11 protein-coding genes are annotated in these 15504 nt (G+C 62.6%); 6 read left to right on the forward strand and 5 right to left on the reverse strand.

What is annotated here, in order from left to right; all coding sequences use genetic code 11:
- Positions 1-190 precede the first annotated feature (190 nt).
- From E0486_RS16455 to E0486_RS16475, 5 genes are all read left to right on the forward strand, one after another.
- On the forward strand, positions 191-1447 hold the full coding sequence (locus E0486_RS16455; RefSeq protein WP_131853797.1) for an MFS transporter: 1257 nt from the start codon (positions 191-193) through the stop codon (positions 1445-1447).
- A 157-nt stretch (positions 1448-1604) separates the two neighbouring features.
- The gene (locus E0486_RS16460) at positions 1605-2603 is read left to right on the forward strand and encodes a pepsin/retropepsin-like aspartic protease family protein (protein WP_131853799.1); all 999 of its coding nucleotides are present in this window, start codon (positions 1605-1607) and stop codon (positions 2601-2603) included.
- Positions 2594-4039, forward strand: a complete 1446-nt coding sequence (locus E0486_RS16465) for a glycogen-binding domain-containing protein (protein ID WP_131853801.1) — start codon at positions 2594-2596, stop codon at positions 4037-4039. Before E0486_RS16460 ends, E0486_RS16465 begins: the two co-directional genes overlap by 10 nt.
- Before the next feature lie 22 nt (positions 4040-4061).
- Entirely contained in the window at positions 4062-5216 is a 1155-nt protein-coding gene (locus E0486_RS16470; RefSeq protein WP_131853803.1) for a serine hydrolase domain-containing protein, read from the forward strand.
- 43 nt (positions 5217-5259) lie between these two features.
- Complete coding sequence (locus E0486_RS16475; protein ID WP_131853805.1) at positions 5260-7938, forward strand: AsmA-like C-terminal region-containing protein; 2679 nt, start codon at positions 5260-5262, stop codon at positions 7936-7938.
- A gap of 41 nt (positions 7939-7979) precedes the next feature.
- Here E0486_RS16475 and E0486_RS16480 read toward each other — a convergent pair whose 3' ends face one another.
- Both E0486_RS16480 and E0486_RS16485 read right to left on the reverse strand, forming a co-directional pair.
- On the reverse strand, positions 7980-8984 hold the full coding sequence (locus E0486_RS16480) for a hypothetical protein (protein WP_131853807.1): 1005 nt from the start codon (positions 8982-8984) through the stop codon (positions 7980-7982).
- A 247-nt stretch (positions 8985-9231) separates the two neighbouring features.
- Positions 9232-10491 carry an RICIN domain-containing protein gene (locus E0486_RS16485; RefSeq protein WP_131853809.1) on the reverse strand — a complete coding sequence of 420 codons (1260 nt, stop codon included), beginning with the start codon at positions 10489-10491 and terminating at the stop codon, positions 9232-9234.
- 315 nt (positions 10492-10806) lie between these two features.
- Between E0486_RS16485 and E0486_RS16490 the strand changes: the two genes are divergently transcribed.
- The gene (locus E0486_RS16490) at positions 10807-11211 is read left to right on the forward strand and encodes a response regulator (RefSeq protein WP_131853811.1); all 405 of its coding nucleotides are present in this window, start codon (positions 10807-10809) and stop codon (positions 11209-11211) included.
- 70 nt (positions 11212-11281) lie between these two features.
- Here the strand turns inward: E0486_RS16490 and E0486_RS16495 are convergent, their stop codons facing one another.
- The 3 genes from E0486_RS16495 to E0486_RS16505 all read right to left on the reverse strand — a co-directional run.
- Positions 11282-12871: a sensor histidine kinase gene (locus E0486_RS16495; RefSeq protein WP_131853813.1), complete on the reverse strand. Its 1590-nt coding sequence runs from the start codon at positions 12869-12871 to the stop codon at positions 11282-11284.
- Between the two features lie 89 nt (positions 12872-12960).
- Positions 12961-14484: a GH3 auxin-responsive promoter family protein gene (locus E0486_RS16500; protein WP_131853815.1), complete on the reverse strand. Its 1524-nt coding sequence runs from the start codon at positions 14482-14484 to the stop codon at positions 12961-12963.
- 376 nt (positions 14485-14860) lie between these two features.
- The coding region (locus E0486_RS16505) for an IS5 family transposase (RefSeq protein WP_131853817.1) at positions 14861-15504 on the reverse strand (644 nt) is incomplete at its 5' end.

Consider the following 15504-nt stretch of genomic DNA (forward strand, 5'->3'; position numbering starts at 1 on the left):
GTTACTACAAAGGTAGGACGCGCTGCCGCCGCAAAGCTGACGCCGGTCAGGTGCTGCGCTATGGAGGAAGGAATGCGCCACCATTCAGCCGACGATCTCCGCAACTCACCGCCCGCCGCCCGCAGGAGCGCGGAAAGACCTTTCACGGGCCGGCCAATACCGCTAGCTTCGTTGCCCAAACCAGGACCACATGCAACCGGAACCCCACGCTTTCAGCCGCTACCAAAAGATCGTCATCACGTTGCTGGCGCTCATCCAGTTTACCATCATCCTCGACTTTATGGTGATGGCTCCGCTCGGCGACTGGCTGATGAAAGACCTGCACCTCGGCACCGCGCAGTTCGGCACGGCCGTGTCGGCCTATGCGTTCAGCGCCGGCATCTCGGGCCTGCTGGCGGCGGGCTTCGCCGACAAATACGACCGCAAGAAGCTGCTGCTCTTCTTTTACGCGGGCTTTATCCTCGGCACGGTGCTTTGCGCCACGGCTACGAGCTACCCGATGCTGCTCTTCGCCCGTATCGTCACCGGCGTTTTCGGCGGGGTGCTCGGCTCCATCGCGATGGCCATCATCGCCGACCTCTTTTCCTTTAGCCAACGCGGCCGCGTGATGGGGTTTGTGCAAATGTCCTTCGCCGTGAGCCAGGTGGCGGGCCTTCCCATCGGGCTGTACCTCGCCACGAAATTGGGCTGGCATGCGCCCTTCGTGATGATCGTGGCGCTGAGCGCCGCCACGGCCCTCTTCTGCCTCATTGCCCTCCGGCCCGTTACCAGGCACCTCGAAGTGCCTGTTGAGCGCAACCCGGTGCGGCACCTCGTACACACCTTCACGCTGCGCTCTTACTGGCTGCCCTACGCGGTGACGGCCGCCCTCTCCATCGGCGGCTTCCTGTTGATGCCCTTCTCCACCGCCTTCCTGATCAACAACGTGCACGTACGGCAGGAAGACCTGACGGTAGTGTATGTGTGCATGGGCATTTCATCGATGATCATGCTGCCGGTCATCGGGCGCATTGCCGACAAGGCGGGCAAGTTTCCCACCTTCCTCGTGGGCTCGGTGATCGGCGCGGTGATGATTGCCATCTATACCAACCTGGCACCGGTGCCGCTCTGGGTGGTCATCGCCATCAGCGCGGTGATGTTCGCCTCCATTATGTCGCGCATGGTGCCGTCGCAGGCCCTGATGAGCGCCATCCCCAACATGCAGGACCGCGGCGCGTTCATGAGCGTGATGTCGTCGCTGCAGCAGGTGGCGGGCGGTGTGGCCTCGCTCGTGGCCGGCGCGGTCATCGTGCAGCGCCCCGACCACAGCCTCGTGCATTTCAATACGCTGGGCTATGTGGGTATCGGGGTGATGGCGCTTTGCGTGTGGGGCATGTACCGGCTCAGCAAACGCGTGGCGCCGAAGGAGGCCACACCTGCACCTGTGGAAGTGGCGGAGCTCGTCTAAAACGCGTCCTGGCGCCTTTGCGTGATTAGGCCGCTTGCGGCCGTTGCCGCAATTCAGGAGCGCTTTCCCCCAATTCATGACCGTTCCGCTCTTAATATTATTTAAACGGCGCTGCCGGTGGTAACCAAAAAGGTAGCTTACGCGTCCAACGAAACCAATGCCCGCGCGCTGCCGCCATATCATGCTGTTCCTGGTGCTTATCCTGAGCGCCTGCTGCGCTGCGGCTACACCCGTTGACCCGGCCCACCCGCAACCACCCGACGCCCGCTGGCTCCGGCAGCTCCGCGTGCCGCCGGCCTTTTACTTTGAGCCCGACTCGGTGGCCGCAGTCATCCCCTTCAACCGCGTGGGCAACCTGATCCTTGTGCAGGCGCAGGCCGACAGCATCGAGGGCAACTTCATCTTCGACACCGGCGCGCAGCACGTACTGCTCAACAGCACCTACTTCCGCGACTACCACGCCAGCACCGTCACCGACGTGGAAGCCTCGGGCATCAATGGCGGCGGAGGCCCGCTGCAGCGCATCACCCTCGGCAAGCTGCGCCTCGGCACCATGGGCTATCCCCGCCAGGACGCCGACCTCGGCGACCTCGGCCACATCGAAAACAGCAAGGGCGTGCGCATCCTCGGCCTCCTCGGCATGGAGCTGTTCCGCGACTGCGAGATCCTGCTCGACTACGAAGAAAACCTGCTCTACATCCACCGCCTCCGCAAGCGCGAGGCGGCCCTGTATACCAACGTGTCGCTGCAGGCAGAAGCCCCCGGGTACACCGAGCTGCCCTTCGAGCTGAAAGAAAACTACATCCTCGTGCGCACCAGCATCGGCGGCAAGACGCTGCAGTTCGTGATGGACTCGGGCGCCGAAACCAGCGTTGTCGACTCGCGACTGCCCAACAGCCTGCTGGCCGGCCTCCAGGTCACCCGCCGCGTGCAGCTCAATGGCTCGGGCCGCAGGAAAGAAGCGGTCTACGGTACGCTCCCCGAGCTCACCGTGGGCCCGCACCAGTTGCGCGCCGTGCCCGTGCTGGTGTCGAACCTGGAGCAAAGCTGCTTCTCGCAGTACGACTGTATTAACGGCATTTTGAGCTTCGACGCGCTGAGCCCCCGTCGAATCGGGTTTAACTTTGTCACGCGAAAACTGTATCTATGGCGCTGATGCGTGCACCTATAACGAATGGACCGCGGCGGCTCCTGCTGCTCCTGCTCCTGGCGCTCCTGCCGCTGGGCGGGCTGCTGGCGCAGGGCGGCCACCAGTTCGACGTACGCAACGGCTGCATGTACATCGAGCTGCACAAGCCCGCCGCTTCGTCCGACCTTCGCGCTTTTATCCGCCTCTTCGAGCTGCAGGACCTCGACCTCGAAAACTTCCTCCGCAGCGGCAAGACCGACTCGCTGCGCGTCAAGGGCTGGATCGTGGAGCAGAACGACGCAACCCACGCCGTGCTGCGCAAGCCACTCATCGCCGACAAGATCTTCGACCCCGTGGAGCGGATCAAACTCACCAGCGCCGCCGATCGACCCGCCCCGCGGCGCTACGGCACCAACCGCTTCCGCAACAAGCGCCCCTTCAGCACGCAGGACTCCGTGGTGCTGTTCTTCCTCCGCGGCCAGACGGGCGCATCGCGCGTGCAGCTCGCCGGCTCCTTCACCAACTGGCAGGACGGTGCCCTCGGCATGCGGCGCACCGACTCGGGTTGGGTGGCCTCCGTGAAGCTTCCCCCAGGCAAATACTGGTATAAGTTCGTGGTGGACGGGGCCTGGCAGACCGACAACGACAACCTGCAGAATGAGAGCGACGGCCGCGGCAACATCAACTCGGTGTTCTTCGTCACCAACTACCTCTTTCACCTCTCCGGCCACACCGACGCCAGGGGAGTGCTCCTGGCCGGCTCCTTCAACGACTGGCGCGAGAACGAGCTGCGCCTCCAGCGCGCCGGCGACGGCTGGTACCTCCCCGTGTTCCTCGCCGACGGCACGCATACCTACAAATTCATCGTCGACGGAACCTGGCTGGCCGACCCGGCCAACCGCCAAACGCTCCCCGACGGCCACAAAGGCGTCAACTCGGTGCTGCGCCTCGGCAACGGCCTTGCCTTTTCGCTCGCCGGCTATACCACGGCCCGCCGGGTAACCGTGGCCGGCAGCTTCAACGGCTGGAACAGAAACGAGCTGGAGCTGGTCCGCACCGCTTGGGGCTGGGAGCTGTCCTATGCCCTCGGCCCCGGCAACTACGAATACAAATTCTTTGTCGACGGTAAGGGCGTCACCGACCCCGCCAACCCGCTGAGCACCGAAGGCGCCGGCAAGGGCAACTCCGTGCTGGTGGTGGGTGCCAACTACACCTTCCGCCTCCGCAACAAGCCCGAGCTGCGCAGCGTGTTCCTGGCCGGCGACTTCAACGACTGGAACGCGCGCAGCCTGCCCATGCGCCGCGAAGGCGACGACTGGGTCTTTTCCCTTTACCTTGCCCCCGGCAAGCACCGCTACAAATTCGTGGCCGACGGCAAGTGGATCCTCGACCCGGGCAACAAGCTCTGGGAAAACAACGAGTACAATACCGGCAACTCTATTGTGTGGCTGGATAATAAGTAACTTAGGGAACAACCGAACGCTTATGAAGCGCTTCCTGCTGGCAACCTCGCTCGGCTGCGTCCTCATTTCCTGCACCCACGACACCGGTCCGGAGCCGAAGGCGGTACGCAGCAACAATACCCTTTCCACCGCTCAGGACTCGATGGTGGACGGCATCCTGCGGCCCTACGTTTCGGGCGCGGCGATCGCCGGCGCCTCATTGACCCTCGTGGACGGTAACGACGCCCGCAGCTATCACTACGGCGAAACGCGCCTCGGCAACGGCACCCTGCCCGGCGCCGCCACCCGCTACGAGCTCGGCGACGTTACCCAAACCTTCACCGCCGCCCTGCTGCTTTCCTGGCTGCAGTCGGGCAACCGCTCCGCCGACGACTACATCAGCGCCTGGCTGCCCGCCGATCTTGCGCCGCGCCTCCGCTTCAACAACGGGGAGGTTACGTTCCGGCAGCTGCTCAATCACTGCAGCGGCCTGCCGCGCCTAACCAGCGACCTGCTGCCCGGCACCGACCCCTACCGGGGCTACGACAGCACGCGCCTCTATGGATACATCGCCACGCACTACCTCCTGCACACGCCCGGTATCCTCCCCGCCACCGAGGTGGAAGCCCGAGAGTATTATAGTCCGCTGGCCTACGCCCTCGCGGGCACGCTACTGGAGCGACAAACCGGGCAGCCGTTGCAGCAATTGCTGGAAAGCACCCTGCTCAGCCCGCTCGGAATGAGCGCCACCACTATTGACGGGGCCGGCAGCGACCCGGCCGCTGCCACGCCGCACAACAACAACGGCCCGGTACCGGCGGGACAATCGGCGGCCTTCGCAGGCGCCGTTGGCCTCCGCAGCACGTCCGCCGACATGACCCGCTACCTGCGCGCGCAGCTCGCCGCCGGCAACAGCAGCAGCAGTGGCGGGAGCACCGTTCCGGGTATTTTCCTGCTGGCTACGCAAATACCGGTTGTACAGGTGGGCGGCCGCGACTATTTTGGGATGGGCTGGCAATACTATTTTACCCGCGCCGGCCGCATCATTGTGTACAAGGAAGGCAGTGCCGCCGGCAGCAGCGCCTGGGTAGCCTTCGACCGCGACAGCCGCAAGGGCCTGGTGCTGCTGTGCAACAACGGTCCCGACGGCGGAAGCGGCCGTTCTGCCGCGGCGCTCATGGAAGCCTTCTTCCGCTGATGTACCTTTGGCGCACGGAAAAACCACCCCCCAATTCACCACCATGGTCAAAAAGATCCTGAAGTACTCCGGCATCACGCTGGGTGTACTCCTCCTCCTCCTGCTCCTCGCGCCCTTTCTCTTTCGCAAGCAGCTCGTAGCCGCACTTAAAAAAGGCCTCAACGAGAACCTCGCCGCGCAGGTCGACTTCAAAGACGTATCGCTTTCCTTCTTCCGGCAGTTCCCGAAAGTGTCGGTGGCCATCGACAGCCTGCGCATTGTGGGCAAAGGCGATTTCGCCGGCGACACCCTTCTCCAGGCCGGCCGCGTGGAGACGGCGCTCCACTTCTGGAGTGTCGTAAGCGGCAGCAACTACCGCATTTACTCCGTCAACCTCGACGCGCCGAAGATCAACGCCATCGTGCACGCCGACGGAAAGGCCAACTGGGACATCGCCCTGCCCGACACGTCCACGACGCCCGCCGGCGACAGCAAGCCCTTCCGCCTCGAGCTGCAGCGCTACACCATCAACGGCGGCGACATCCGCTACCGCGATGAAAGCAGCGGCATGGAAGCCGTGCTCCGCGGCCTCGACCACGAAGGCAGCGGCGACTTCAGCGCCGAGCACTATAAGCTGCAGACCAAAACGGCCGCCGGCGCAGTGTCGTTCCGCTACGGCGCCATCCCCTACCTCTCGGAAGTGGCCACAAAGCTCGACGCCGACTTCGACATCGACAGCAAAACGTCCACCTACCGCTTCGACAAGGGCCGCATCACGCTCAACGCGCTGGAGCTGCTTACCAGCGGATCGATCCGCCTCGTCAACGACAGCACCTACGATATGGACCTGTCGCTGAAGGCGCCCTCGACTACCTTCCGCGAAGTGCTGTCGCTTATCCCTTCTATTTATAAAAAGGATTTCGACAAGATCAAAACCGCCGGCACCGCCAAAGTGGAAGGCTTCGTGAAGGGTGTGTACAGCCCCACGCAGCTCCCCGCTTTCGACGTGAAGCTGGATGTGGCCAACGGCTCCTTCCAGTACCCCGACCTGCCGGCGCCCGTGCGCGACATCAACCTTGCGCTGCAGGTGCAGAACCCCGACGGCGGGCCCGACCACACCAGCATCCGCGTGCCGCAGGTGCACCTCAACATGGGCGGCGCCCCGATCGACGGCCGCTTCGTGCTGCAGCAGCCGCTTACCGCGATGAACATCGACGCCGCTGTAAAAGGAGCGCTCGACCTGGCCAATGTGAGCCGCATGGTGAAACTGGAAGCCGGCACCCGCCTCGCGGGTAAAGCCCTTGCCGACGTAACGATGAAGGGCTCCGTAGCCGCCCTGCAGCTGAAAAGCTACGACGGTTTTTCGGCCGGCGGCACGGTGCGCCTCGACGGCTTTCAGTACAGCTCTAAAGAATACCCCGCCGGCGTGGAGCTGCAAACGCTGCTGGCCTCCTTCACCCCCCGCAACATCACGCTGTCGCAACTGGCCGGCCGCTACGGCAAAAGCCACTTTACCGCCAGCGGCACCCTCGACAACGTGCTCGCCTATGTGCTGAAAAACGACCCGCTGAAAGGAGCGCTGACCTTCCATGCCGACCAGATCGACCTCAACGAGTTCATCCCCGTGTCGGACGACACCGCGCAGAGCAGCAGCACCGCTGCTGCGCCCTTCCTCGTGCCCGCCAACCTCGACCTGGCGCTCCATGCGTCGGCTGACGGCGTTCGTTATGACCAGGTGAACCTGAAAGGATTGACCGGACGCCTGGCGGTGAACAACCAGACCGTATTTCTACAAGACGTACGCGCCGCCGCCCTCGAAGGCACGATGCGCATCAACGGTACGTACTCGACGCTGCTCGACAAGAAGCACCCCGACATCAGCCTCTCCTACGACCTGCAGGGCCTCGACATCCGCAAGACCTTCCTCGCCTTCAACACCGTACAGAAGCTGATGCCCGTGGCCCAGTATATGGGCGGTCGGCTCTCCTCGCAATTGGTCGTCACCGGCAAGCTTGGGGCAGGCATGATGCCCGACTTCAGCTCGCTTACCGGCAAGGGCAACCTGCTGCTCATTGAAGGACTGCTGGAGAAGTTTGCACCGGTAGACAAGCTTGCCGGCACGCTCGGCATCGCCCAATTGCAGCACCTGTCGCTCAAAGACGTAAAAAGCTATTTTGAATTCGCCAATGGCCAGGTGCTGGTGAAGCCCTTCACCGTAAAGGTGGCCGACATGGAGCTCGAGGCCGGCGGCCTGCACGGTTTTGATCAATCGCTCGCCTACGTGCTCAACCTGAAGGTGCCGCGCGCTAAAATGGGCGCCACGGCCAACAATTTCGTCAACAACCTCGCGGCGCAGGCCGCGTCGCGCGGGCTGCCGGTGAAGCTGGGCGAGACCGTCAACCTGAAGGTGAACGTGGGCGGCACCATCCGCAACCCGCAGCTGCATACGGCGCTGAAAGAATCGGGTGCCTCCATCGCCGACGAGCTCAAGACGCAGGCCACCGACTTCGTGAAGGCCAAAGCCGACAGCGCCCGAAATACGCTCCGCGACTCGCTCAACGCCGTTAAGAAGCAACTCGCCGACGATGCGAAGAAGACGCTCCTGAACACGATCACCGGCACCAAAGACACGACCGCCACCGGCGCCCCGGCCACCGACATCAAGAAAAAAGCGGAGAACACCGGCCGCTCGATCCTGAACGGGTTGTTCGGGAAAAAGCAGAAAGACACGACACAGCACTAACACAAAAAAGGCCCGCTCCGCGGGCCTTTTTTGTCATACCATCATCCGCCATCGCCTTCAGCGGGCGCTTCCTCGCGATGCTTTTTCTTTTTAAAGAGGCCGCGCAGGAAACCACGCTTTTCTTCTTTCGGCGCCTCGGCCACCTGGGTATCGGGTTTGGCGGCGGGCTGCTGGATCACGGCGGGCTTATCCTCTTTCTCCTTCGGAGTAATTGTATTGTTTGCAGGAACAGTAGCCGTGGCGGTCTCTCGCCGCGGCTCGGGGTTGGCGGCGGCGTTGCCACCGGCCGGCTCGGCGGGCTTCGTATCGGCAACGGCCGTTGTTTCGGGGGCATTGTTCACCGGCACAGGGAGCGGCCTGGCCGTGCGGCGTACCGGTGCGCTGGTGGCTGTAGTGCCCATCGCGGCAGCCGAATCGTTGCGGTGCAGGGTATCATTGGCTGCCGGCGCCAGCGCGGAGGCCAGGGCGGCGGGCTGCGGCAGCACCGTCAGCGCGGAGGCTGCATGCGCCGATTCATTGGTCAGCCGCTGGCTGGCCACTTCCACGGGCTGGGGCCGCACCTGGATCAGGTGGGCGAAAACGCCGCCACGCCAACCCAGTACCACGAGTGCCGACAGGGTACAAAACAGGAGAAACTCGGGCAGGGCGCCGCGGGCCTTCTCCGGCTTGTGGTGCACGATCTCGAGCTCTTCGGGGTCGTTGAGCGCATAGGCCGGCACCGGGATCTCGGGCCGCGGCGTGCCTATGTGCAGCGGCGCCTGCTGGTGATACAGGGCGGCCAGGGCACGGCGGCGCAGGCTTTCGGCCCGCAGCGCCTGCTCGCGGTCGCTGATATGATCGTATGTTTTGGGTTCGGCGGGAGAAAAAGAATAGCCCTTCGGAAGCGCGGTCTGCACCTCGGGCAATTCTTCGGGCGTCATCCAGTTCTGGCTGTGCCCTTCTACCCACAACAGGTCGCCGGGCAACAGGCATTGTTGCAATAATTCATCAAGTGAGAAGGGGCCCGATTCCCGGTTGTTACGCAAGAGGTAATAGTGTTCGCTCATAATAGGGGGATTTTCGGCGGATAGGCCCTCCGGTGGCTCAAACGGTCGGTCCAGACAGGCTTTACTCTGGGGAAATACTACCAATGGCATGCCTATATTCAGCACCCTTGTGCGCGGGCTGCAGCGACGGCTTTTTTTAACAGTCCGCGGCGGACGAACGGTAACCGGCGCCCGGCCTGGGGCTACGGCTCGGCCCGCAACAAAAAAGCAGGCCCGTGGCCTGCTTTTTCACCGCGAAGCGGGACGCTTAATTGCCGCCGCCGGCTGCCACTACATTGCCGCCGCCGGCCGCGATCACATTGCCGCCACCCGCCGCGATCACGTTGCCGCCGCCAGCCGCAATCACGTTGGCCCCGCCGGCCGCCACTACGTTGGCCCCGCCCGCCGCCACTGCGTTGGCGCCGCCGGCCGCTACCGCACCCGCCGGCGGGTTGCCGGTAAGGGCCGACTGCGGCGAGCTGTTTTGTGCCGGTGCCAGGCCGTTGGCGCGCATCTCCGACACCTGTGCGTTACTCACCGGCATGCCTTCCGTCCAATCGAAATGGGTGTTGGCGGTTCCGTTCCCTACAATACACTTCCAGGGCTGTCCCCACGAAGACTGTGTCTGGTGGCCGAGGTAGCCGCGCCCGCGCGACTCGCGGAGGCGGAAGGAACCCTTGGTTTTGTTTTGCTCCACCGTCCAGGTGGCGGCGCCGCTGCGCTCGGAAAGCACCACTTCATTATTCGCGTTAATACTCAGGTAATAGCTGGTATTGAGCACCCGCAACAGGCTGCCTTCCATGACGAACATCTGGTTCTGCGGACGGGCCGTGTTGAGCTGCCATACGATCAGGCGGCCGCCGGGGCGCATGTTGCCGTTCTCCACATCGAGTGTGTGCATCTGGTTGTTGTACCACGACTTACTGATGATGTATACGCCCACCGAACCGGGGTTCGGCAGCACCTCTTTCAGTTTCTTGAAATTGCCGGAAGCCGTACTGCCGCCACCCGTGGTGGCGAGGGCGTCGGGGAGGCGCCACTTGCTGTTCTTACCGCCCTTGTTGCCCATCAGCAGCTTCCAGGGCTGCCCCGGTGCGGCTTGGGTCTGGTGCACCAGGTAGGCGCCCGTGCGCACGTTGCGCAGGTAAAAGGAACTTTCCCCTGGCACCGCCTCGATGTCCCACTGCTGGTTGTTGCCACCGTTGTAATTCCAGAGAATCACGTCGCCGGCACTGTAGCCGCGCTGCGGGTTGGCATTGCCGGCCACGTCGAGCACCAGGTTGTTGTTGACACCTGTGCGGATGGTTTTGGTAGCCCGGTCATAGGTAAACAGCTGGTTGCGGCCGCCGTTGCTTTCCCAAACGATCACCCGGCCGCCGGGGCTGATATCGCCCCGCTCCACGTCCATGACATAATTCTTCCATTTGTCGTTGTGCGGGAAAAGGCTGAGGATGTTGTAACTGTTCTGGGCCCCGGCACTGAGGCCGCCGGCCAGCACCAGCAGGAGGTGCAACAGGATTTTTCTCATTATGTGTGGTTTAGCAGGTTTCGGCCAAGCTACAAAAAATACAGGCACGCCCAAGGGTCCGTAAAAATACGGTCCGCCCGACCGTAGATTCACGAGCCCGACCGTAATTACCCGGCGCTGAAAAATGGGCGGTTTTGCGCTTGTGGCAGCCGCGACCGGGCAGTAAGTTTGTACCAGAAGTTGACTGAGCAATCAGTCTTGTCCATTCCTCGAAAAACCGTCCTGAAATCCAATCCTACCGAAAACCCTAATCCGTATCAGTCAACTTCTTTCTTTCTTCTTCCAAAGCCAATCTGCCTAAGGGAAATCTAACCAATGAATCACTACACAATGAGTGAGGCTTTCCCCTTCCGGCTATTCCTGATCGACGACGACGTTGACCTCCTGATGTTGCTCGAGCGCCGCCTGCTGGCTGCCGGCTATGTGGTGGAAACCGCCGCCAGCCTGGCCGAAGCCGAAGAGCGCCGCCATGCCTTTCGTCCCCACCTTTACCTGATCGACATTAACCTGCGCGGCGAAGATGGCCGCCAGCTGTGCTGGAAGATCAAAATGCTCGAAGGAAACCCGGGTGTGCGCGTGCTGCTGCACACCGGCTACGACGTCAACCCCGGCCGCGCGGCGCTCTTTGGCGCCGACGAAGTGCTGGCCAAGCCGGTAGCCACCGAGTACCTGCTCCTGCGGGTGCAGCACCACCTGGGGAAGGCGGTTTGCAGTTTATAGTTTGCAGTTTACAGGTTGAAGTTCAGGGTTTGGTCGTCGCCCCACGCAACTACAAACCCCAAACTATAAACTACAAACTCCGCCCCGCCTCCTGCAACAGCACCGTAAACACACTCCCTTTGCCCATGCTGCTCTCGGCGCTGATGGCGCCGCCGTGGCGCTGCACGATCTTTTGGCAAAGCGCGAGGCCGAGGCCCGTGCCTTCGAAGGTGTCTTTCGAATGCAGGCGGGTAAAGGTTTTGAAGATGGCCGTGGCATGCCCGGCGTCGAAGCCGATGCCGTTGTCGCGGACGGTGATGTACTGGCAGGGCACGCCTTCGGGCAGGCCGGCGGCGCGCAGCTCGGCCACCGTGGCCCGCCGCGCGGCTACCTCCACCCGCGGCGCAACGCCGGGGGGCATGAACTTGAGGGCGTTGTGTACCAGGTTGAAGAACAGCTGCCGCACCAGCACCGGGATGCCGGCCACAGCGGGCAGGCCGGCCCATTCGAGACGCGCGTCCTTCTTCTGAATCACCAGCTCCAGGTCGCAGGACACCTGCTGCAGCGTTTCTTCCAACGACACGGGAATGAGCACGTAATCCATACTGTCGATGAGCGAGTAGTGCAACACGCCGTCGATCATGTCCGACATACGCTGCGCGGAGGTCTCGATCTTGTCTACGTAGTCGCGGCCGCGCTCGGGCAGGGCCGCGGCATATTCCCCCGACAGGCGGCTGCCGAAGGTGCGGATCTTGCGCAGGGGTTCTTTTAGGTCGTGCGAGGCGATATGCGCGAATTGCTGCAGGTCGTCGTTGGAGCGTTTCAGCTCGCTGGCCTGCCGCCGCAGCGTTTCGGCCAGCGCCGCCAGCTCGCGCGTGCGGAGCTCCACCTGTTGCTCGAGCTCGCCGGCAATGTCTCTATGGGCCTGGATGTCGGAGGCCGAGCAGATCCAGTGGCGCACGACCCCTTCCGGGTCGCGGAGGGGCAACACGTGTGCGAGGAACCAGCGGTAGCGGCCGGTGTCTTTGTGCCGCAGGCGGTACTGCCAGTGGGCCGGCTCGCCGGCACGCAGCGCCTCCTGCCAGGTATCGAGCACGATCGGCAGGTCGTCGGGGTGGATCATGGCAATGCGGCCTTCGCGGTCCAGGTCCTCATTCTCCTGGCCGGTGTAGGTCGTCCAGCGGTCGTTTACATATTCGGTGTTCCCAACAGCATCCACGATCCAGATGATCTGGGGGATGCTGTTGGTGAGCAGGCGGAAGCGCTCTTCGCTGTCGCGGAGCGTTTGCTCGGTTTCCTTCTGGCGGTGGATGTTGGTGGAGGTGCCCATCCAGCTGCTGATGGCGCCGAGGCCGTCGCGCTGCGGAACGGCGCGGGCGAGGTGCCAGGCCCAGGAGCCGTCGGCCAGGCACATGCGGTGCTCGGCTTCGTAGGCGTGGCCCGTAACGAGGCAGTGCTGCCACTTGAGGGCGGTCTCGGCGAGATCGTCGGGATGAATAGCGGCGGCCCACTCCCAGCTGCCGTCCGGGTTGCGACGCGGGCCTTTGTATTCTTCCACCCGCACATTGAAGTAGCGCACCGTGCCGGCGGCATCGGCGATCCACACGAGCTGCGGCATGGCGTCGGCCAGTTGCAGGATCGGGTCGGCCAGGTGTTGGGCTTGAGACAGGTGGGCGTACATGCGTTTTGGTTAGTAGCCAAAGATCGTTCAGGCATGCCAGTGACGGCAGTGAATGCGCCGGGACACGGCAAAGGGTGGACGAACCGGCATTAGCCTTCGGTGGAGGCTGCCAGGAAGGCGCGGATCTGCTCGAGGAGGGTCCGGTCGTTGCTCAGGCGCGGCACCTTGTGCTGCCCGCCCAGCTTGCCTTTCGACTGCAGCCAGCGCTCGAAGCTGCGGGCTCCCACGGCCTGGATCTGGGGACCGCGCAGGGCGATGTCCTTGTGCCGCTTGGCTTCGTAATCGCTGTTTTCGGCCTTCAGGGCCGCGTCGAGCGCTTCGGCGAAGGGCGCCAGGTCCTGGGGCACCTGCTCGAATTCGATGATCCACTCGTGCGCGCCGTTCTGCCCCTCGGCAAAGTATACGGGCGCGGCCGTATAATCGTTTACCACGAGCCCGGTGGCGCGGCAGGCGGCGGCGATGGCCTTGTCGGTATTGTCGATAATGAGCTCCTCGCCAAAGGCGTTGATGAAGTGCTTCATGCGGCCCGACACGCGGATGCGCCAGGGGTCCAGCGAAGTAAACTGCACGGTGTCGCCGGGCAGGTAGCGCCAGAGGCCGCCGTTGGTGCTGATCACCAGCGCGTATTGCTTGCCCAGTTCCACCTCGTCGAGCTGGATGGTGCGCGGCTGCGGGGCCTCCCACTCGCCGGCGGGGATGAATTCATAAAAGATGCCGTGGTCGCAGAGCAGGAGCATGCCTTCCTCCTTGATGTCGTCCTGCGCGGCAAAGAAGCCTTCGGAGGCGTTGTACATCTCGAGGTAGCGTATCGGGGCGCCAATGAGCTCCGCAAAGGCTTTGCGGTAGGGCACGAACGACACGCCGCCGTGCATATACAGCTCCAGCGAGGGCCATACTTCCTTGATGGTGCTTTTGCCGGTGATCTCGAGGATGCGGCGCATCAGCACCATCAGCCAGGTAGGCACGCCGGCCATGGAGGTAACGTTCTCCTGGATCGTATGCCGGGCGAGCTTTTCGATCTTCTCCTCCCATTCTTCCATGAGGATGATGTCGAGCTCGGGCGTGCGGATCCAGTTGGTCCAGAACGGTGAATTTTGCATCACCACGGCGCTGAGGTCGCCGTACTGAATGTCGTCATTGAGCTGGCTTACCTGGTGCGAGCCGCCGATCACAAGGGCTTTGCCCGTCAGCAGGTCGCTGTCGGGGTAGTGCGCGTAATACATCGCCAGCACGTCTTTCGACGCCTTGTAGTGGTTCTCCTTGAGGCTTTCTTCCGACACGGGGATGAACTTGCTTTTGTCGGAAGTGGTGCCGCTGCTCTTGGCAAACCAGCGCACGGGCGTGTTCCAGAGCACATGTTCCTCTCCATGGAGCATCCGGTCGATCCAGGGTTTCAGGTCGTCGTAGTTGGTCAGCGGCACGCGCTCCTTGAATTCGCGGAGCGACTGGATGGACGAAAAGCCGTACTGGCGGCCGTAATCGGTGTATTGCCCGGCGGCCAGGAGGTCCTGCCACACGTCGTACTGTGTTCCCACGGGATCGGCGCGCCATTGGTCGATGGACCAGAGCCGCAGGCGGGCAAGGCGTGATATGGCGGGGCTAAGGAGTTTCATGCGCGGGGGCAAGATAGCGAGGGACGGGAAATGAATCATGAATAATGAGCCATCCATAATGGATAAGGCGTAGGGGATAATGCAGGGATCGCTAAGAAGGATCAACTAGCGGTGGCCAACGCGCGCCGGCGCGCCTTTTTCCCACCTGTGCACTCGGCGAATCGCAGGCAAGCTTCGTCGTACGAAAAACCGGTTTCGGCTAGAAAAGGCGCCCCTCGCGGGTTTCCGGGCAGAATTTTGCTCCTGCCGTGAAAAACCAAACCACCATGAACGAACTCCTCTCCCGCCACAGCCTTCGCAATGTCGTCAAATTGTTTTTTGTGATCGCTTTCCTGCTGGTGCTGGTGAACCTGTTTCACTAAGAGGCTGTCTAAATTTAAGTCATTAGTTTTTTGAGGGTTATGTGGATGGCGCTCATCAGGAGCATGGCGCGGGACATAACGATAGTTTTTTCATAGTCCTTGGCGAGTCTTCGGTAATTGATCAACCAGGAGAAGGTTCTTTCCACCACCCATCTGACAGGAAGGGGGGAGAAGCGGTTGGAGTGTCTGCGCTGAATGAGCACCCACCGGATCCTGCCTCCTGCGGTAAAAGCCGGTGGTCCGTCGTAGCCGCCGTCGGCGACAATAGTGCGCACCGAAGGGCGGTCCTCCACATCATCGCGCAGCACGCGCGCCCCGGTCTTGTCATGAACAAAAGCGGAAGTAACGCCGGCGGCAATGACGGTGCCCTGGGTGTCCACAGCCAGGTGGCGCTTTCTTCCCTTTACCTTTTTGCCCGCATCATAACCCACCTCGTCGCCTGTGCCGGCCACGGTTTTTACCGACTGGGCATCAATGAGCAGCATCGAAGGCTCGCCGCTTCTGCCTTGCCGGCGCCGCAGCTGAATGCCCACCAGGTATAGCGCCCGGTCCAGCAGTCCGTAGCGGGCCCACTTGTTCAGGTAGTACCATACCAGGCGGTAATCGCCGTACTGCGGCGGAAGCGAGCGCCACTTGCAGCCGTTGCTCAAAAGATAAA

It is taken from the genome of Flaviaesturariibacter aridisoli (genome assembly GCF_004343705.1).
Classification (GTDB): Bacteria; Bacteroidota; Bacteroidia; order Chitinophagales; family Chitinophagaceae; genus Flavisolibacter; species Flavisolibacter aridisoli.